Here is a 20210-nt window from a genome sequence, read left to right as displayed (position 1 = left end):
GGCCGGCAGGAGGCGGCCCGCGGGCGGATCCGCGCCGACCGCACGGCGATCATGCGGCGGGCCGGCGTGCCGAAGGCCGTCGCCGTCTACGAGTCGGCCTTCAACGGCTTCGCCGCCGCCCTGACCCCGGCGCAGAAGGCCCGGGTCGAGCAGACCCCGGGCGTGCGCCAGGTCTGGAAGAACGAACGGCGCACCCTCGACACCATCTCCACCCCCGACTTCCTGGGCCTCGCCGGCGCCGGCGGCGCCTGGGCCAAGCAGTTCGGCGACCCGGCCCACGCCGGCGAGGGCATCATCGTCGGCGTCATCGACACCGGCTTCTGGCCCGAGAGCCCCAGCCTCGCCCCGCTCCCCGAACCCCGCCCCGACCAGGCCGTCATCGACAAGAAGTGGGCCGCCGGCCGGGTCGACAAGTGCGACGAGGGCACCGGCACCGCCCAGCAGAAGATCACCTGCAACAACAAGGTCATCGGGGCGCGGTACTACGACGGCAGCGGCTTCGGCGGGTGGGAGTCCGAGTTCCGCTCGCCCCGCGACTACGACGGCCACGGCACCCACACCGCCACCACCGCCGCCGGCCTGCACGACATCCCGGCCACCATCAACGGCGACCCGGTCGGCAAGGTCTCCGGCATGGCGCCCGCCGCCCGGATCGCGGTCTACAAGGCACTGTGGCGGCAGTCCGACGGGGAGGGATCCGGCGGCACCGTCGACCTGCTCGACGCCGTCGACGACGCGGTCAGCGACGGTGTGGACGTCATCAACTACTCCGTGTCCGGCTCCGAGGACCTCATCGTCGACCCGATCGACCTCGCCTTCTACAACGCCGCCGCGGCCGGCGTCTTCATCGCCACGTCCGCCGGCAACAGCGGCCCCGACCCGTCGACCGTCGCGCACAACGCGCCCTGGGTGACGACCGTCGCCGCCAGCTCCCACGACCGCGGCGCCGAGAAGTCCGTGACCCTCGGCAACGGCACCACCTACCTGGGCGCCGGCCAGGGCGCCGCGGTGCCGTCCGCCCCCCTCGTCGACTCGGTCGCCGCCGGCCTGCCCACCGCCGAGGCCGACAAGGTCGAGCTCTGCTACCCCGGCGCCCTCAACCCCGCTGTCGTCAAAGGCAAGATCGTGCTGTGCAAGCGCGGGGTCAACCCGCGCACCGACAAGAGCATCGCGGTCCGCGACGCCGGCGGCGTCGGCATGGTCCTCTACAACCCGACCGAGAACTCCCTCAACGCCGACTACCACATCATCCCGACCGTGCACGTCGACCACGTCGCCGGCGCCGCCATCAAGGCGTACCTGAAGACCGCCGCGCCGACCGCGTCCCTGTCCGCCGTGTCGAAGGTCGTGCCCCGCGCCCCCGCGATGGCCGCGTTCTCCTCCGCGGGGCCCGCCGTCGCCGGCGGCGGCGACCTGATCAAGCCCGACATCACCGCTCCCGGCGTCGACATCGTCGCCGGCGTCTCCCCGGCCGGCCACCACGGCAACCTGTTCGACGGCGAGTCCGGCACCTCCATGTCCAGCCCGCACATCGCCGGCATCGCCGCCCTCATCCGGGCCGCGCACCCCGGCTGGTCACCGTCGGCGGTCCAGTCGGCGCTCATGACCACGGCGAGCGTCTTCGACAACACCGACGGCATGATCCAGCGCGCCGGGAAGATCGCCAGCCCGTTCGACTACGGCGCCGGCCACGTCACCCCGGCCCGCGCCTTCGACCCGGGCCTGGTCTACGAGTCCAGCGCCCAGGACTGGGCCCGCTACGCCTGCGGCCTGGGCCAGCTCCAGCGGGTCAGCGACTGGTGCCCCACCGTCGGCAGCATCGACGCGAGCGACCTCAACTACCCGTCGATCGCCGTGGCCGGGCTGCCGGGGACGCAGACGGTCACCCGCACCGTCACCAACGTGTCCAACCAGCCGAGCGTCTACGTCGCCTCCGTCACCAACCCCCAGGGCATCGCCGTCACCGTCAACCCCAGCACCCTGACCGTCGCGCCCGGAAAGAGCGCCACGTTCGAGGTCAACATCACGCGCACCGACGCCGCGTACCGGACCTGGACCTTCGGCTCCCTCACCTGGGCGGACCTGCGCGGGCACACCGTGCGCAGCCCGATCGGCGCCCGGCCCGTCGCACTGGCCGGCCCGGGCGAGGTCACCGGCACCGGCGCGAACGGCGCCACCACGATCGACCTCACCGGCGGCTACACCGGCGCCATCACCACCAGGGTCCACGGCCTCGCCCCGTCCGTCGTCAACGAGCAGAAGCTCACCGGCAGCACCGCCGGCTTCGTGCCCACCGCCCCGGCCATCGGCCCGGCCGCCTTCAAGTTCACCGTGACCGTGCCGTCCGGCACCGAGGTCGCCCGGCTGGCCACCTACGCCGCCGACCACGCCCCCGGCACCGACGTCGACCTCTACGTCTATCAGGACGGCGAGCTCGTGGACCGCAGCGACGGCACCACCGCTGACGAGGAGATCGCGCTCACTTCCACCGGCGTGTTCGAGGTGTACGTCGTGCGCTTCGCGTCCCCGCCCGGAGCGGACACCACACCCGTCCGGGCGCACACGTTCCTCGTCGGTGGCACGGCCGCCGGCAACCTCACCGTCATGCCCGGCACCGCCCAGGTGCGCCCCGGCCAGGTGGTCAGTTTCGACGTCGCCTGGAAGGGACTCGACCCGCTGAAGCGCTACCTCGGCATGGTCGAGTTCAGCGACGGCACCACGGCGCGCGCCTGGACCACGGTCGCCGTCGGCTCCTCATGATCCGGAAGACCTTGTGCACCCCTGAGTGCCCAAGGTCTTCCGGATCATGGGTTGGGCTTGCGGCGGTAGTAGCGGGTGGCGCGCATCGCGATCGCCTCGGTCGACCTGACCGCGGCGACCGCGCCGATCACCGGTCCGGCGCCGGGCACCGCACGCCGGGCGAGCCGGAGGCCGGCGGCCTGCAGCAGACCGCCGCCGAGCGTCCGGCCCAGCGGACCGGCCAGCCTGGACACTCCCACCCCGGGGCCGACCCGGCGGGAGTGTTGCGCCTGCTCGGCCGCCATGATGGCAGCCTCGGCGGTGGTGACCTCGGCGTACACCCGCTGCAGGACGAGCAACTCGGCGGCCCGCTGCCGGTCCAGCGGATCGTGCCCGTGCGCCGCGGCGAGGTGCAGGACCAGTTTCGCGTGCAACCAGTTGACCCCGGCCGCCTCCACCAGCAGCCCCAGTGATCCGGCCGCCCCGGCCGCGAACCCCTGCCGCCTGGCCCGCCGCACGAACTCGCGGGTGATCGCCCGGGACACCGCGTCACCGCCGGCGCCCGGGTAGTTGATGGCGTACCACTCGACCCGCTGCCGGGCGCTCTCCCCGAGCCTGGCGACGGCGGCGAGGGCGAGCAGCTCCGGCAGGTACGCGGGATTGATCCGCCCGTCCCGCGGCGGCGCCGCCGCTTCCACGGGCGCTGCTTCCTCCGCCGCCGTTTCCACGGTGCCCAGGTCGGTCGGGTCGGTCTCGTTGACCTCGACCCGCGCTTCGACCAACTGCGGCTCGGGCGCTTCGACAACCGGCTGCGCCGCGGCTTCCGGCTGCGGTTCCGGCTGCGGTTCCGGCTGTGCGGCGGCTTCCGGCTGCGCCACGGCTTCCGGCTGCGCCACGGCTTCCGGCTGTGCGGCGGCTTCCGGCTGCGCCACGGCTTCCGGCTGTGCGGCGGCTTCCGGCTGCGCCACGGCTTCCGGCTGTGCGGCGGCTTCCGGCTGCGCCACGGCTTCCGGCTGCGCTTCCGGCTGTGCGGCGGCTTCCGGCTGCGGCTGGGGTTCCGGCTCGGGTTTCGGCCGTGCGGTCGCTGCCGGGAAGAGGACCTCCTGGGTTGAGGTCGCCTTGATGGTGGCCTTCTTGACCGCCTTCTTCGCCGGGGCCGGGGCCTTCTTGGCGGGGGCCTTCTTCGCCGGCGCGGGCTCGGTCGCAGGCTCGACTGCGGCGGCGTTGGTGGCGGCGGTCTCGGTGGCGGTCGGTTCCGCGGGCGGCTGGAGCTCCGCCGGCGGTTCGACGGCGGGCGCTGCTGCCTTCGTTGCCGGTGCCTTCTTCGCGACGGCCTTCTTGGGCGCCTTCTTCGGCGCGGGTGCCGCTTTCGCGGGCGTCACGGGACCGGGCTCGACGACGGCCACCGGCTCGACGGCGGGCGGCTCAGCCTGCCTCACCGCGGGAACCTGCCTCGGGGGAGCCGCCGCGGCCTTCGGAGCGGGTGCTGCCGCCTTCGTGACGGGCGCCGCCTGCTTCGCCGGTGCCGTCGTCGCGGGCACGACCTTCGCGGGCCCTGCCGTTACGGGCGCGGCCTTCGCCGGGGTGGCCTGCGCGGGCACGGCCTTGGCGGGCGCGGCCGCTGCGGGTGCGGATTTGGACGGGGTGGCCGGTGCGGGGGTGGCCTTCGCGGGGGGCGCGACCTTCGCCGGGGCGACCTTCGCGGGCGTGGCGTTCGCAGGCCCTGCCGTTGCGGGCGCGGCCTTCGCCGGGGCGGCCTGCGCGGGCGCGGCTTTCGCAGGTCCTGCCGTTGCGGGCGCAGGTTTGGTGGGCGCAGCCGTTGCAGGTCTGGCCGGGGTGGCGGGTGTGGCCTTCGCCGGGGGCGGCGGGGCGAACGGGGTCACCGGCGCCGTCGACGGGCGGGGAGCCCGTGGCTGCGGCGGCACCTGGCGGGTCGGCTCGACCGGCACCGGCGGCGCACCGAACGGCGTGGTCGCCGGGCGCGGCGAAGCGGCAGGTGGGGGCGGCGCGTCCGGGTCGGCCTCCAGCGGCGGCGGTTCGAAGCGCAGGGACGTGTCGCCGAGCACCCTCGGGCGGGAGGGTGACTCGTCGGAGCCAGTGGGCTCAGTGGACTTCGGATCCTCTCCCATCCGCAAGAGCGTAATGCGCCTGCGGGTTCAGCACCCGTCGTGCGGCCCGGGGACCTGGCCTGAGTCCCCGGGCCGCACGGTCAGGCGACCGGGATCGTGACGGTGATCGCCGTCGGAACGCCGTTCTTGATCTTGTGCGTCCGTGCGCTGGCCAGGCTGGTGCCGCCGAGCCAGCCGGCGCGGCCGTCGCTCACGACGTAGTAGACCTTGACCTGCTGCGGCGGGACGTTCGCGATCGTGTAGGTGGCGTCCATCCTGGTGTCGGCGGCGTACGCGACCGGCTCGCCCGTCAGCGCGTCGACGACCCGCAGGTACGCCAGGACCGGGGCGCCGGTGCTGTCGCGGATGGTGCCCACGACGGTGCCGCCGCCGGCCCGCGCCTTCAGGTTGGCCGTCACCTTCCCGCCCGCCACGACCGTGACCGTGCTCGCCTCGTGGCGGTTGACCGCGTTGCCCGTCCAGCGCCATTGGTAGGACGACTTCGCGAAGCCGACGGCCCAGGTGTACGGCCCGATGCCGGTCAGCGTGTAGGTGCCGTCCGGCTGGGTGGCCCGGCCGCAGCCGTCGCCGCCGACCGCGTTGCGGGTCGGGGTGATGACGGAGACGCAGGCACCGCCGACCGGCGCGCCGGTGACGGCGTCGGTGTACCTGCCGCGGATGGTGCCGGCCCGGTCGAAGAGGACCGCCGGCCCGGCCGCGACCGCGCCGCTGGCGACCGTGATGCGCTGGGCCGCCTCCCGGCTGCCGGTGCCACCGGTCGCGCCGACCCACTGCAGGCCGAGCGTGTCCAGGCCGGGGTCGGCGATCAGCTGGTACGTGCCGGGCGCGAGCGGCCCGATCCGCAGCGTGTTGCCGCCCTCCTCGGTGCACCACTGGCGGAAGCCGGTGTCGACCAGCGCCGCGTCGACGTCGACCGGCTGCACGCAGCCCTGCGCCGGGCCGCCGGTGGCGCGCTCGGTGAGCGTGGTGGTGATCGTGGCGCCCGCGGTGAGGGCGACGTCGACCTGCGTGGTCTGCCCGCCGATGACGACCGCCCCGGCGACCCGGTCCAGGTGCACACCGTCGTCGAGGCTCACGTTGAGGTGCCAGGCGCCGGCGTACACCTCGTCAATGAGGATCTCACCGCTCTCGGTGCAGCCCTGGTAGGTCGACGTTGCCACGGTCCACAGGCAGAACCGCGCGATCGGCGCGCCGGTTGTCGCGTCGTGCGCCACGACCCGGACGGCGCCGGTCGGCGGGAGGCTCTCGTCCACCGTGGTCGTCTGCCCCTCGGCCACCGCGAACCGCTGCGCGCCGACCTCCGTCAGCGACCCGTGCGCCCACACGGTGACCGCGTGCGCCGCGCCGAACCCCACGGTGAACCGGCCGGCGGCGGGCAGGCCGTCGACGCGGTACCGCCCGTCGGCGTCCGTCGTGCCGTTGGTGGCGTTGCCCAGCTCGTCGGTGACCGTCACCCACGAGCCGGCGACGGGGGTGCCGTCCGACGCGGTGAGCCGCCCGCCGATGGACCCGGCGGGCAGCGCGTGCTCCTCGACCGTGACCGCCTGACCGTCGGCGACCGTCACGGTGTCGGCGGTCGCGAAGGTCCGCTTGCCGCCGGACCACTGCGTGGACTGTCCGTTCACGACGTACGAGACCTTGTAGCCACCGGCCGGCACCAGGACCTCGAAGCGCCCGTCGGCCGCCGAGGACGCCGTCGCGGCGGTGTTCTGCGTGGCCGCGTCGTAGAAGGTCACGGCCACGCTCGCCGGCGTGCCGTCCGGGTTGAGCAGCCGGCCACTGACGGTGCCGGTGGGCAGCAGCCGCTCGTCGACGGCCACCGTGGCTCCCGCGTCCACGGTGAACGCCGGCGCGTTCCACCACTCCGTCTGCTGGTGCGCCCACTGCGTGTAACTCGCCTGGCCGCTGGCTGCAGTGACGGTGAAGCCGACCTGGTACTGCCCCGGCGGGACGTCCGCGAAGCTGTACGCGCCGGCGCCGTCGGTGGTCGCGGTGCCGAACGGCCAGCCGTCGACCTGGGCGGTGACCCGCGCCCCGGCGACCGCCGCCCCGTGCGAATCGGTGAGATGCCCGACCAGGCTGCCCTTCGTCGGGTCGGCCGCGAAGGCCGGTGTGATGGGAACCACCGCCGCGGCGATGGTGGTCGCCGTCGCCACTGCCAGCAGCAGGGGACGGCGGAGGACACGCGTGAGCATGGCGCTCCTGGGTAGTGAAGGGGGTGGTGCGCCACGCCGACGCTCTGAGCAGCGGAAACCGTGCTTCCGTCAGTGCCGGCGGTCGCCGCGACGCGCCGGGAGCGTACCCGCTTTGCCCGGTCCTCTGCTGTCCCTGTATCCTCGGACGGCGGCTCCTGGCGACAGGGGTTGTTGGAGGCTTCGCCTAGTTCGGTCTATGGCGCCGCACTGCTAATGCGGTTTGGGTCTTAAAGCCCATCCCGGGTTCGAATCCCGGAGCCTCCGCGCAAAACCAGCAAAACCTGGTGTGTACACTAGGCGAGCACCGAGCGCCCGTAGCTCAACGGATAGAGCATCTGACTACGGATCAGAAGGTTAGGGGTTCGAGTCCCTTCGGGCGCGCAAGATTAAGAGGCGGTTGACCTGCGGAAACGTAGATCAACCGCCTCTCTCGTTTCGTCCACAGTGGACCTGTTGTGTTCCGAAAAGGGATCCACTGTTTGGCAACGGTCCAGGTCGGTGCGTGCTGCTGGGGTCCGTCCGTGCCGACCAGTCTGGATCTTGAACGGGGGTACGGACGGCCGAACCCGCGGTACGCCGAGGTCACCTGCGCCGGTCCGCCGTCTCCGATGATGTCCGCACCGGCGACCGTCTGACCCCGCGCGGGTATTGGCGTTGCCGGTGTCCACAACCTCTGGCCCAGGCGGCGGTGTTCCCCAGGGTGGGCAGCAGATACGGTGCGGCCAACCCAAGCGGCGCGACCACGAGCCCGGCGATGCTGGCGAACTCGTTCGCCTCGTCGGGATCAACCACAGCAAGGTACGTCGCCACGGCGGCGACAGGATCACGAACGCGATCCGCCGGGCCTAGATCTATCGCGGGCTACGACAGGGCATCCTCTCGGGGCCGCTACGGTCTGCTATGGCCCGACCGGTGACGCCCCTCGATCGGACGTACTCTTCTGCTTGCTGATCGGGCGGTTGATCGCGCGATCCTCCAGCGAGATTGGCCGGCATCAGCCGCGTCTGGGAACGGGCGCTCGACCAGCTCGTCCGCGGCGACAGCGCACCCTGCTACCCGTGCACCGCCACCGACATCGCCCGCTTCGCCCACCGCGGCCAGCTCGTCCCACCCGGGCTCGTCTCCGTCGCCCGCTGGCGCGAGGACGATATTCCAGGTCCGAGACCCGCCGATGCCGACGTCGGCTGCTACGGCCTCGTCGCCACGTGGCCGATCGCACCTGACGCGCGGGCCGTGGAGCGCTGCCCACGACGCCAACATCGTCCCGATGCGGCAGGTTGCCGAGGCAGTCCTGCGGGCAGTCGATGAACCCTGACGCTCGGTTCGGGCCGGAGAACAGCCCGTCGAACGCTCCATACAGCCGATATTCCGCGCTCTGCCACACCGTTTCGCGGTCTGCCGGACGGGCCACACCAAGGAGATCGCCATGACTGAGTTCGCGCCGGTACCTGACTTCGCCCTGGGTCCGGACATCCCGAAGTCCGGGTATGTCGTCACAGACCTGGGCGGGGATGCCTACTTCGTCACCCAGGGGATGATCAACACGATGTTCCTGGTGACCAAGAAGGGTGTCGTCCTCGTGGACGCCTCACCATTCCTTGCGGACAAATTGCTGGCGGCGATCGAGGAGGTCACCCCCAAGCCGGTCACCCACCTCATCTACAGCCACGCGCACGCCGACCACATCGGGGCAGCTCACCTGCTGAACAGGGAGGGCTTGAAGATCATCTCCCACGAGATCACCGGCGAGTTCATCAAGCAGGCCAAGCACGACGACCGGCGCCCCATGCCCACCGAGACCTTCAGCGGCCGGCGCAAGGAGATGGACATCGACGGGGTCAGGTTCGTCCTGGACTACACGGGAGACTGGCACCAGGCCGGCAACCTGTTCATCCACCTGCGGGAGCAGAAGATCCTGGCGGCGATGGACAGCTTCGCGCCGAAGAGCGCGCCGTTCTTCCGTCTGTACTTCTCCGCGCACGTGCCCGCGTACTTCGACGCCATGGATCAGATGCTGGAGTACGACTTCGAGACCATCGTGACCGGTCACATGGCTCTGCCCGGCACTCCCGAGGACGTCGCGACGAACCGCGAATACATCCGCGACCTGCGCACCGCTGCTTCCGAAGCGTTGCGGACGGTCGACATGAAGCAAGCCGCGGCCGCCGCCAAGGTGGCGGAGAACAACAAGCAGGCCGAAATCAAGGTCTGGATGGACGCGGTCGTCGCCCGCGCGGCCGAGCTCATGCCCTCCTGGGACAAGCGCCTGGGAGGGACCGACATCTTTCTCGCCGACAACCTCAACGCCGTCGCGTGGAGCGTCTTCATCGACTGACGCGATGTCCTCGGTTGGGGCGAGATGCTGGTGGCAGCGCAGCGGCGCGGCAAGTGCACGAACGTCAGCAGGCTGCCGAGACCGTAACGGGGGCTGAGCCTGCCGTGGCCCGGCAGCCACGCACCACGGCGCCAGAGCCCGCCGGGCGCGCCTCAACAGACGTGTTCCGGGCTCCGCTGCCCTGCGAACGCTCCAACTCCTGCCGAATCAGTGCGTCATCGCCTGCACACCGGCTGGCAGTCCCACTTCCCCCGCCCCATGGGCGAAACGATGAGCGACCACCGCACCGGACGTTGCCCAACAAGCCATCACATCTGGACCGTCCGCCCGGCCTGGGGCGCGAAAAGAAAGGAACAGCCCGATGCCACCAACCAAGCAGGAGCTGCTGGCGCAGAGCATCGATCTGGTCGTGGGTGTCGTCGACAGTGCGCCGGTCTACCAGTACCAGGACCCGACCCCGTGTTCGGAGTTCACGGTAAAGGACCTGGTCAATCACATCGCCATGATGCTGCTGATGACCAGGGACGTGGGCAGCCGCACGGAGTTGGACCCCAGCCTGCTGACCGCAAACCCAGTGCCGCTCCTCGCCGGACGACCGGAGTCCGACTGGGCGCTGCTGCTGGCCGGCAAGGCGGGGCCGGCAGCGAAGGCCTGGACCGAACCGGCGGCGTGGGAAGGATCAGCGAGTCTCGGCGGACCACCCATGGCCGCCATTGCGCTCGGAGAGGTCCTCATCGCCGAATTCACCATCCACGCGTGGGACACGGCAGTGGCCACCGGTCAGCGCATCGATGTCCCCACGTCCTTGGCCATGGCCGCGTTCGACACCTACACCCGTGAGGCACCTCGCATGCAAGGCCTGGGCCTTCTCGGCGACGAGGTGCCGCAAGACGCCGATGCACCCCTGTTCGACCGCGCACTGGCCCTGACCGGCAGGGACCCCCGATGGAGCCGACCCACGCGGTAGGACCTACGTCAAAACACGGCGGTGCACGGCCATACGAGCACTACGCCTGAAGGGTGGCTCGGTAGTCCGCAGGGACGTGCCGACATGGCGGCGGAAGGCCTGTACCGTGCCAAAACTGTGTTCATGCTTGTGAGCTGGGGATTGCGCGTGGATCAAGCGGCCCGGCGGTATTCGTTGATCGCACCGCCGAGAACCCGTCGCCAGTGGATCGGCTTGTCGATCGCGATGACCACGCCGGGGTCGTAGTCGGGTGGATGCTGATCCAGGCTCTGGTGCGGCCGGTGCCGGTCGAAGTGGTCCTCATAGTCGTGGAGCACAGTGCGGGCATGCTGTTCGCTGTAGATCAATACCCGGTCGGTGCACTCGGTCCGGACCCTGCGCACGAAGCGTTCCGCGAACGCGTTCGCCCGGGGTGTGCGTGGAGGAGTCTGCACCACCTCGATGCCTTCGGCAGCGACACGGCGTCGAAGGACGCGGTGAACTTGGCGTCGCGGTCGCGGACCAGGAACCGGAGTACGACATCGATCTTGGGCCGGCAGCCGGCATGCGCGGTCTCTGCTTGGCGTGCCGGTCTCGGGCTGCGTGGTTGACAGGGCAAGCCGGACTGGCGGGAGGGCAGGTTACCGTCCGCGACGTCGAGTCGCGCGAGTAGGGGCTGCGCCACTGGTGGCGCCGGTGGCATGGCTTAAGGTCCTCCTGACTCGCCAACCGCCGAAAAATCATTTGGTTGCGACGACCGACAGGGCCGACAGCAGTACGCCGAGCATCTGGCGTTCCAGATCGCCGGGCGGCAGCTGGGCGGGATCGACGAAACTCTGCAGGCGCGCCCCCTCACGGACCGCGATGATCATTCGTCCGAGCCTCTGTGGTGGGACGTGGACGGTCCGGCCTGCGCGCCGCAGCAGCCTCGTCACCATATGACCGACCGCGACCTGTACTTCCTCGTCCCGTCGGGACAGCACCTCGGCGGCGGCCGGATCACGCATCGCGTGCAGGCTAAATTCGGTTGCGACCAGGAAGTATGTCCGTTCGTCGGGGTGGACCTGCGCGAGCATCTCGGCGATCGCCTGCACTGTCAGCGTGTCGCCGGCCTGAGCAGCCAGTTCCTCGACGCGCCGGATCGCCAGCGCGGCGTGGCGGTCGAACAGCGCGAGGAACAGTTCCTCGCGTGTGGCGAAGTTCGAGTAGAACGCGCCGCGGGTGTACCCCGCCTGACGGCAGATCTCCTCGATGCTGGCACCCCGGAACCCGCGATCGGCGAAGACCTCCTCGGCCGCGTCGAGGAGGCGGCCGAGTGTCTCGGGGCGCCGCTTGGTTACTCGCTTAGGCATCGCTCTCCTACCCGTTGACGCACCGATGTTGCGATGCAGCGTTGTATCGGATACGTTAGTGTATCTGAAGTGATTCTGGTCCTGCAAGGGAGTGAGGGGGACGTCCCATGACCGGGCAGCCGGTGAGATCACGGCCGGTAGCCGATCTCGTAGGGCGCACGGATGAGCTGGAACTGATCGAGGCGATGCTGGCCGGGCGCGGCCAGGTCGGTACCGGCCTGCTGCTGCGCGGCGGCCCGGGGGTGGGCAAGACCGCGCTGCTGGACGCCGCCGCAGCAAGAGCCGCAGCCGCCGGCACGCGAGTGCTCCGGGCGTCCGGCGCGCAGTTCGAGGCCCAGATCAGCTTCTCGACGCTGCACCAGATGCTCTACCCACTGCGCGAGCCCGCCGCGCGGCTCGCTGGCCACCATCGCGACGCCCTGGACCAGGTTTTCGGTCTCGCACCGGGACCGGCCTCGGACCCGTTGGCCGTATCCACAGCCGTGCTGGCCCTGCTGAGTGAGGTCGCCGCCGAACGCCCACTGCAGGTGATCGTCGATGGCGTGCCGTGGATCGACCGGGCCAGCGCGACCGTGCTGGGATTCGCCGCCCGCCGCATCGGCGATGATCCCATCGTGTTCCTGGCCGCCGCCCGCACCGGTGCCGGCGGCTTCTTCGACCAGGTCGGGTTCCCCGAACGGGAGATCGGGCCCCTGGCCACCCAGCCGGCGACCTGCCTGCTGGACACCCGCTGGCCGGGGCTGGCGCCGACCGTACGGCGGCGGCTGCTCGATGAGGCCGCCGGCAACCCGCTCGCGCTCCGGGAACTCCCCGGCTTGTTGACCGACCGGCAGCGCGGCGGCCAGGATCCGCTGCCCGCGTTCCTGCCCCTCAATGGGCAACTGGAGGGGATCTTCGCCGCCGGGGTGCGGGCACTACCCGCACCGGGACGGCAGGTACTGCTGCTGGCCGCGCTGGAGCCGGATGCGAGCCCGGCCACCATCCGGTCGGCGGCGCAGGGCCGTGCGGACGTCGACGACCTGGCCCCGGCGCAGCAGGCGAGCCTCGTCCGCATCAATGCGGTCACCGGCCCCGTGGAGTTTCGCCACCCGCTGATCCGCTCGGCGATCGTGCAGATGACACCGCCGGCCGAGCGGCGGGCCGCGCATCAGGCCCTGGCCGACGCCCTGGCCGGTGATCCGGAGCGGCGGGCGTGGCATCTGGCCGAGGCCGCGACCGGGCCGGACGAGGCGGTGGCCGAGGCGCTGGACGAGGCGGCCCTGGCCGCCTGGCGGCGCGACGACCCGTCCACCGCCTCGGCCGGGGCGTTGGACCAGGCGGCCGTCTGCGACCGGCGGCGTGGCGGCGTGGCCGCCGCGGTGACCTTGAAGGTCCGCGCCGGTGAACTCAGCTCGCACCCGGCCGGCCGGTCCCGCCGACTGGTCGAGGCCGCCTACCTCGCGGTCATGACCGGTCAACTCGACCAGGCGCCCCGGTTGTTGGCCGACGCCGGACAAGCCTCGGACACGCCGACCGGGCTGGTCTTCGCCGCCACGGCCTACCTCCTCACAACTGGTGAGGGCGACATCGATGCCGCCCACCGGTTGCTGGCCCGGGCGCTCGACGACGTCGCCGACACCGCCACGACCACCAACGGCTGGGACTCCCGCTGGATCCTGCACGCGTTGCAGGTTGTCAGCATCTACGCCGGCCGACCAGAGCCGTGGGAACTGCTCAACACCGCACTGGCCCGGTTCGCCCCGGAGGCGGTAACCCCGTTTCGGCTGTGCTACGACGCGTACGTCGACCCCGCCCGCACCGCCGACACGGTCCGGGAGGGCCTCGCCCACGCCTTCGCGGCCCTGTCCGTCGACGGGTCACCCTGGCCGGTCGTCCCCCTGACCTGGGCGGCCGTCGGGGTGGATGCCCTGTCCGACTACCGGTACCCGGTCCGCCTCGTGATCGAACGAGAACGCGACGGCGGTGCGGTCACCATGGTCGTTGCCGGGTTGCTGCTGCTCTGCATCGACTCGTATGGCCACGGGCAGTGGGACGAGGCCGAGAACCTGGCACGTGAGGGGCTGGACCTGGCGGTGGTCTATGGCTACCACCTTACTGCGGGGCAGCTTCGGTGCTATCTGGCATACATCGCGGCCGGCCGCGGCAACGTGGACCGCGCTCGGGTCCTGACCGATGAGATCACCGCCTGGGCGGCGCCCCGCGGTGTCGGGCTGCCGGAAGCGTACGCCCGGCGGGTTCGCACCCTCGCGGCCCTGGGCCAGGGCGACTACGAGGAGGCCTATGTGCAGGCAACACGAGTCAACCCGCCCGGCGCACCCAGCGCGGGCGTCCCCGGCCGCCTGATCGTCATGGACCTGGTCGAGGCGGCCGTCCGCACTGGACGGACGGAGGAGGCCCGCGCCCACGTCGCCGCCGCCCAACAGGCCGGCATCCCCCGCATCTCCACCCGCGCGGCGCTGATCACCGCCGGGGCCGCGGCCCTGGCCGCCGACGACGACGCCGACCGGCTGTTCGAGGCAGCACTGTCACTGCCCGAGGCCGACCGGTGGCCGTTCGAACAGGCCCGCATCCAACTCGCCTACGGACAATGGCTCCGCCGCAACCGCGACGCCACCCGCGCCCGCCTGTACCTGCGCGCCGCTCTGGACACCCTCGACCGGATGGGCGCCCGACCCTGGGCACAGCGGGCCCGCGACGAACTCCGCGCCACCGGGGTCGCCACCGCCACCACCAGACCCGACACACCGACGGCCGCATTGACCGCGCAGGAGCGGCAGATCGCCACGCTGGCTGCCACCGGCCTGACCAACAAACAGATCGGCCAACAGCTGTTCCTGTCCCACCGCACGGTCGGCGCCCACCTGCACCGGCTGTACCCCAAGCTCGGCATCACCTCACGCGCCGCCCTCCGCGACGCGCTGGAGACGATCACGCGCGACGAGCACGACCAGGCCCCACCGCCAGCGTCCCCCACCGAAGATCAAGACGGCCAACGACCCAGTTCGACAACGCACCGCTGAACACCGCCGAATCGCATAACTCCAGACTGGACGTGCTGAAACACCCGCCCTGATTTGCCGCGATCAGCTCGCTGCGGATCGTTACGATAACTCGATCGTTCGGCTCACGAACATGCCGTGATCGGCTCACCGCTCGGCCGTTCGCGGGCCCGTGCAATCAGACGGGCCCCGGCGCCGCGACCCGTCCCGGACCACCCAGCCCACCACCAGCCAGCGACCGGTTGACACACCAACCGACCACACGTGCCGGGCGTCGTGCTGACGTCGAGGCGATCCGGGAGGTCCAACGTCTGCCGAGCCGCCCCGGCCCGCGACGTCACCACGGCGAGGGTCAACCCGTCCAGCAGCCATCGCTCCCGCCGGCGTGAAGGGCTCGAGCGATGCGTTGGACGGCATCTGGAGCAGGCGTTGAGAGATCGCTCAACGCGCCAGCGGGCCGGCTGTTAGCGGGTGCCCGAGATGTAGTTGGTCAGTGCGGACCGCTCGGTTTCGAGCTCATCGATGCGGTTCTTCACCACGTCGCCGATGCTGACGATCCCTCGCAAGCTGCCGTCTACTACCACGGGCACGTGCCGGACCCGCTGCTCGGTCATGATCCGCATGACGTCCTCGATGTGGATATCCGGCGCGAGCGTGTGCACCTGGGCTGTGTGGACTGCCGTGACCGGCTCGGACAGCACCGCCGGACCCCGCTCGGCTAACGCCCGAACGATGTCGCGCTCACTGACGATGCCACCGACCGAGGTGCCGTCCTGTGAGACGACCACGGCGCCGATCCGGTGCTCTGCCAGCACGCTGAGCAGGTGCCGCACGTCGCTGTCAGGGGTGACCGTGACGACCTCTCCGCCTTTGACTCGAAGTACGTCGCTGATGCGCATCTGGCCCTCCCAGAGACCGGGGGCGCGAATGACCAGGTGATCCAGAATTCCAGCGTAGAGGGTCGTGGACGACGACGCCTTCGTGGTTCGGTCAAGTCTCAGCAGGCCGGGCCGGCGTGTCAGGTTACGGCCAGCGGGCAGCCGGCCCCCAGACTTCCGGCTCGCGGATGGCCACCCGCGGCACCGTGCCGAGCGCGAAGGCGTGCTCAAGCGCGGAGGTCAACCGGCTGCCGGCACCGGCGGGCACCATCCACCAGCGACATGCCAACTCAGTCACCCACTTTGACCATGCCAGTCACCATTCCGTTCGAGTCGATGTTCAGCGCGTAGCTAGGCGCCGGGGACGATGCGGCGGGTCTCGTACGCCCACATCGCGATCTCAACCCGATTCCGGACGCCGAGCTTGCCCATCAGGCTCGCGAGGTGGGTCTTCACCGTGCTCAGACTGATGTGCAGGGCGTCGGCGATCTCCACGTTGGTCAGCCCCCGGGCGACGGCGATGAGCACGTCCTCCTCGCGGGCGGTGACCGGGACGACCGGCTGTGTCATGGGCCGCCCGACCGGCACGTCAGCGAACGCCTGCAGCAGGCGCACCGTGACGCTCGGGGCGATGAGCGCCTGACCGTCCGCCGCCGACCGGACGGCCTGGACCAGCAACTCCGGCCCGGCGTCCTTGAGCAGGAACCCGCGGGCGCCCGCGCGCAGCGCACCGTAGACATACTCGTCGAGGTCGAACGTGGTGATCACGACGACCACGAAGGGGTCGGCGACGCCGGGGCCGGCGAGCTGCCGGGTGGCCTCCAGCCCGTCGAGGACCGGCATCCGGATGTCGAACAGGCAGACGTCGGGCCGCAGGTCACGGGTGAGCCGCACGGCCTCGCGCCCGTCGGCCGCCTCGCCGACCACCTCGATGTCGGGCTGGACATCCAGCATGATCCGCAGCCCCGTGCGGATGATGGCCTGATCGTCAGCGATGACGACGCGAATGGGCTGCACTGTGCGTCCTCCCCCGGGGCAGCTCGGCCTCGACCTGCCAGCCGTGCTCGGCGCCCGGCCCGGCCCGCAGCTCGCCGCCGAGCATCGCGGCCCGCTCGCGCAGCCCCGCCAGACCATACCCATCGCGGCCCTTGCCGGCGCGCACGCCGTCGTTGCGCACCGTCACCGTGATCCGCTCCGGCTCGCCGGTGACCCGGACGACGATCCCGCTGGCGTCGACGGAGTGCCGCCGGGCGTTGGTCACCGACTCCTGCACGATGCGGTAGACCGCCGCGTCCACGGCCGGTGGCAGCGCGTCCAGGTCGCCGTCGAGCCGCAGGTCGATCGGGAGCCGGCCGCCGGTGCCGCTCAGCAGCCGCTCCAGGTCCGTGACCCCGGCGATGGGGGCCAGCTCGGCGCCGGTGCCGCGGTCCCGCAGCGCGGCGACCATGGCCCGCATCTCCTCCAGCGTGCGCGCGCCCTCCTCCTCCACGCCCTCCAGCGCCTCGACGGCGGCGGCAGGGTCCACGGCCGCGAGCACCCGGCCCGCCTGAGCGCGGACGACGATCGCGGAGACGTGATGGGCCACGGTGTCGTGCAGCTCCCGGGCGAGGCGTTCCCGCTCGCGGGAGCGCACCCCGTCCAGCAGCCGCTCGCGCGCGGTCGCCTGGAACCGCACCGACGCCCCGATCACCGCCGGCATCATCAGGAACACGAAGCCGGCGACCTGCTCCGACGGCGGCGTGAGGTCGTCCTCGATCGCCTGCGCGACGAACGCCGCGAGGATGACCCCGGCGCCGAGGACGATCTCCCGCCCCGATCCCCACCGCGGTAACGCGTACACCAGCAGCACCACCACCAGGCTGCTGTACAGCCCGACCGGCGCACTCGGCTCGGCCACCATGGACACCAGGCTGAGCAGGATTATCGCGCTGAACCCGAGCGTGACGCTCGCCAGCGGGCGGGTCCTGCGCCACATGAGCAGCGCGCACAGCCAGACGGAGAGCACGACGGCCACCGGCCGCCACACCACGTCGTCGCGCAGCGTGGCCTCGGCGACCGCGCTGCCCAGCCCCGCGGCGAGCAGCACCCAGTCCCGCCACACCCGTACGGGCACGTCGGGGGGCCGCGGCTCGGTCCACAGATTTCGCAGGTCATCGGTCAGCACGCTTTCCAGCCTAGGGATCGCACCGGCGCGCGCATCGGCCGAAAGAACGGCGGACCGCTCGGCCCGGGGAGGGACGGATCCGCGGCTCGCAGACCGATGCCCGCCGGTGCTGCGGCGACGAGCCTTTGCATCGGCGGCCGGGGTACAGCGGCCGAAGAGGTCATTGGAGGACCCCGATGCTTTCGAAAGCCCTTTCCCGTCTGGGCGGCGGCGCGGCCCGCCATCCGTGGCGGATGATCGCGGCCTGGCTGCTCGTCGCCGTGCTCGCTGTCGTCGCCGCGAGCGCGTTCGGTGGGCGGCCCGCCGACTCGATGACCGCTCCCGGGCTGGACTCCCAGCTGGCCGCGGAGCTGATCGAGCAGACCGGCACCGGCCAGGACGGCATGACGGCCCAGGTGGTCGTCACCCCGCTTGACGGCGGCGCGAGCTTCTTCGACCAGGGTGCCGCGCGGACGGCGCTGGCCCGGCTGCAGGCCGAGGTGCGGCAGCTCCCGCACGTGCTCGGCACCGGCGAGCCGGTCCAGGCGCTGGACGCCGGTGGCGACGCCGCCGTCCGAGCCGGTCTGGTCTCCGCCGACGGGCGGATCGCGCTGATCCGGGTGCAGTACCCGCAGCAGCGCGAGCTGTCGGCCAAGGACCTCGACGCGCTGGTCGCCGCCGTGGAACGGCTGCGCGGTGAGCTGCCGCTGCGCATCGAGATGGGCGGGGACCTGTTCTTCGCCTTCTCCGATGCCGGCGCCGGCATCGGCGAGCTGATCGGCCTCCTCGCCGCGGCCACGATCCTGTTCCTGGCGTTCGGCTCGCTCATCGCCGCCGCGCTCCCGATCGGCATGGCGATCTTCGGGCTGACCGTCGGCATCGCCACGATGACGGTCCTGGCCAGGTTCATCGAGGTACCGACGTTCGGGCCGGTGCTCGGCAGCATGGTCGGGCTCGGGGTCGGGATCGACTATGCGCTGTTCGTGCTGGCCAGGCACCGGGAGTACCTGGCCGCGGGCATCGAGCCGCCCGAGGCGGCGGCGCGGGCGGTGGCCACGGCCGGGCGGCCCGTGGTGTTCGCCGGCGGCACCGTCGTCGTGTCGATCCTCGGCATGGCGGTCGCGGACGTGCCGTTCATGACGATCGGCGGGCTCGCGGTCGCCCTGGTCGTGCTGATCATGGTGCTCGCGTCGGTGACGGTGCTGCCGGCCTTCCTCGGCCTCGCCGGTGCCCGCCTGGGCCGCCCGGGCCGGCTGATGCGCCGCGTCGTCCGGCGGCGCGCCGCTACCACCGCGGGCACCGGGTGGGTGCGCTGGATCGGGCACGTGAACCGGCACCCGGGGCTCTACGCGGTCGGTGCCGCCGCGCTTCTGCTCGCCGCGACGCTGCCCCTGCTCAGCCTGCGGGTGGGTCTGCCGGACGACGGCTCGATGCCGCAGAACCGGACGGAGCGCAGGGCGTACGACCTCGTCGCCGAAGGCTTCGGGCCGGGCGCCAACGGTCCCGTCATCATCGCCATGACCACCGCTGGGGATCCGGGCGCGCTGGACCGGGTGATCACCGCGGTCACCGCCGACCGGGGCATCGCGTCGGTCGCCGGGACGCAGGTCGACCAGGCGACCGGGATCGCGACCCTGGTGCTGTTCCCGACCAGCGGGCCGCAGGAGAAGGCCACCACGGACACCGTCGCCCGGCTGCGCGTCGACGTCCTGCCCGGCGCGGTCGGTGCGGGCCCGGCGAAGGCCCACGTCGGCGGCGCCGCGGCGAGCCTGTCCGACGTCGGGAAGCGGACCAGTGACCGCATGCCGGCGTTCGTCGGCGCCGTGCTGGCGCTGTCCTTCGTGCTGCTGCTGGTGGTGTTCCGCTCGGTGCTGGTACCGCTGAAAGCCGTGCTGCTGAACCTGCTGAGCATCGGCGCGTCCTACGGCATCATGGTCGCGGTCTTCCAGTGGGGCTGGGGCGGCGCGCTGATCGGCCTGGAGTCCACGGTGCCGATCGTGTCGTTCATCCCGATGTTCATGTTCGCGATCCTGTTCGGCCTGTCCATGGACTACGAGGTGTTCCTGCTGTCCCGGGTGCGGGAGGAGTACCTGCGCACCGGGGAGAACCGCACCGCGATCGTGCGGGGCATCTCCGGCACCGCCCGGGTCATCACCTCGGCCGCGCTCATCATGGTGGCGGTCTTCCTGTCCTTCGCCGTCGCGGACGACCCGTCGACGAAGATGTTCGGCCTCGGCCTGGCCACCGCCATCTTCGTCGACGCCACGATCGTGCGCATGGTGCTGGTACCGGCGACCATGACCCTGCTCGGCAACGCCAACTGGTGGCTGCCGAAGTGGCTGGACCGCCTGCTGCCCGGCGGCCACGAGCCGCTGGACGAGGCACCGCCGGCCCGGGAACTGGAGACGGTGCACTACGGCGTGTTTCAGAAATAGGTCTGGGCGGAGCCGCAGTATTGGCCATGTGGCCTTAGGGTCGGGTTCGTGGCGGGGGA

12 protein-coding genes and 2 tRNA genes are annotated in these 20210 nt (G+C 71.6%); 7 read left to right on the top strand and 7 right to left on the bottom strand.

The window, feature by feature from the left end:
- Positions 1-2760, top strand: a 2760-nt coding sequence (locus ACFPIJ_RS25090; protein WP_380117772.1) for a S8 family peptidase, incomplete at its 5' end; no start/stop codon positions are given.
- Between the two features lie 44 nt (positions 2761-2804).
- On the opposite strand, the gene ACFPIJ_RS25085 is transcribed toward ACFPIJ_RS25090, so the two are convergent.
- Together ACFPIJ_RS25085 and ACFPIJ_RS25080 are read right to left on the bottom strand one after the other, a co-directional pair.
- Positions 2805-4868, bottom strand: coding sequence for a hypothetical protein (locus ACFPIJ_RS25085; protein ID WP_380117770.1), 2064 nt, complete (start codon positions 4866-4868; stop codon positions 2805-2807).
- 80 nt (positions 4869-4948) lie between these two features.
- Positions 4949-7063: a carboxypeptidase regulatory-like domain-containing protein gene (locus tag ACFPIJ_RS25080; RefSeq protein WP_380117768.1), complete on the bottom strand. Its 2115-nt coding sequence runs from the start codon at positions 7061-7063 to the stop codon at positions 4949-4951.
- A 173-nt stretch (positions 7064-7236) separates the two neighbouring features.
- Between ACFPIJ_RS25080 and ACFPIJ_RS25075 the strand changes: the two genes are divergently transcribed.
- The 4 genes from ACFPIJ_RS25075 to ACFPIJ_RS25060 all read left to right on the top strand — a co-directional run bounded on the left by ACFPIJ_RS25075 (position 7237) and on the right by ACFPIJ_RS25060 (position 10365).
- A tRNA-Ser gene (locus tag ACFPIJ_RS25075) sits at positions 7237-7327 on the top strand.
- Positions 7328-7371: 44 nt separating this feature from the next.
- Positions 7372-7444 (top strand) — tRNA-Arg (locus tag ACFPIJ_RS25070).
- A 1045-nt stretch (positions 7445-8489) separates the two neighbouring features.
- On the top strand, positions 8490-9398 hold the full coding sequence (locus ACFPIJ_RS25065; RefSeq protein WP_380117766.1) for an MBL fold metallo-hydrolase: 909 nt from the start codon (positions 8490-8492) through the stop codon (positions 9396-9398).
- Positions 9399-9759: 361 nt separating this feature from the next.
- Positions 9760-10365 (top strand): TIGR03086 family metal-binding protein, encoded by a 606-nt coding sequence (locus tag ACFPIJ_RS25060; protein ID WP_380117764.1) that lies wholly within the window; start codon positions 9760-9762, stop codon positions 10363-10365.
- A gap of 152 nt (positions 10366-10517) precedes the next feature.
- Here the strand turns inward: ACFPIJ_RS25060 and ACFPIJ_RS25055 are convergent, their stop codons facing one another.
- Positions 10518-10799, bottom strand: coding sequence for an integrase core domain-containing protein (locus ACFPIJ_RS25055; protein ID WP_380117762.1), 282 nt, complete (start codon positions 10797-10799; stop codon positions 10518-10520).
- Positions 10800-11084: 285 nt separating this feature from the next.
- On the bottom strand, positions 11085-11783 hold the full coding sequence (locus ACFPIJ_RS25050; RefSeq protein WP_380117760.1) for a TetR/AcrR family transcriptional regulator: 699 nt from the start codon (positions 11781-11783) through the stop codon (positions 11085-11087).
- A gap of 35 nt (positions 11784-11818) precedes the next feature.
- On the opposite strand from ACFPIJ_RS25050, the gene ACFPIJ_RS25045 reads away from it, so the two are divergent.
- Positions 11819-14716, top strand: coding sequence for an AAA family ATPase (locus ACFPIJ_RS25045; RefSeq protein ID WP_380117758.1), 2898 nt, complete (start codon positions 11819-11821; stop codon positions 14714-14716).
- A 443-nt stretch (positions 14717-15159) separates the two neighbouring features.
- Here ACFPIJ_RS25045 and ACFPIJ_RS25040 read toward each other — a convergent pair whose 3' ends face one another.
- The 3 genes from ACFPIJ_RS25040 to ACFPIJ_RS25030 form a co-directional block, all read right to left on the bottom strand.
- Positions 15160-15594: a CBS domain-containing protein gene (locus ACFPIJ_RS25040; protein ID WP_380117756.1), complete on the bottom strand. Its 435-nt coding sequence runs from the start codon at positions 15592-15594 to the stop codon at positions 15160-15162.
- 330 nt (positions 15595-15924) lie between these two features.
- Positions 15925-16527: a response regulator gene (locus tag ACFPIJ_RS25035; RefSeq protein WP_380117776.1), complete on the bottom strand. Its 603-nt coding sequence runs from the start codon at positions 16525-16527 to the stop codon at positions 15925-15927.
- Positions 16528-16561: 34 nt separating this feature from the next.
- A complete protein-coding gene (locus ACFPIJ_RS25030) occupies positions 16562-17737 on the bottom strand; it encodes a sensor histidine kinase (protein ID WP_380117754.1) in 1176 nt (391 codons plus the stop codon).
- A gap of 176 nt (positions 17738-17913) precedes the next feature.
- Between ACFPIJ_RS25030 and ACFPIJ_RS25025 the strand changes: the two genes are divergently transcribed.
- Positions 17914-20151 (top strand): MMPL family transporter, encoded by a 2238-nt coding sequence (locus ACFPIJ_RS25025; protein ID WP_380117752.1) that lies wholly within the window; start codon positions 17914-17916, stop codon positions 20149-20151.
- The last annotated feature ends 59 nt before the right edge of the window (positions 20152-20210 follow it).

The sequence above is a fragment of the Dactylosporangium cerinum genome (genome assembly GCF_042653625.1).
GTDB lineage: Bacteria > Actinomycetota > Actinomycetes > Mycobacteriales > Micromonosporaceae > Dactylosporangium > Dactylosporangium cerinum.
Note: the sequence above shows the minus strand (reverse complement) of the source record. Positions and strands in the feature narration are given on the sequence as shown.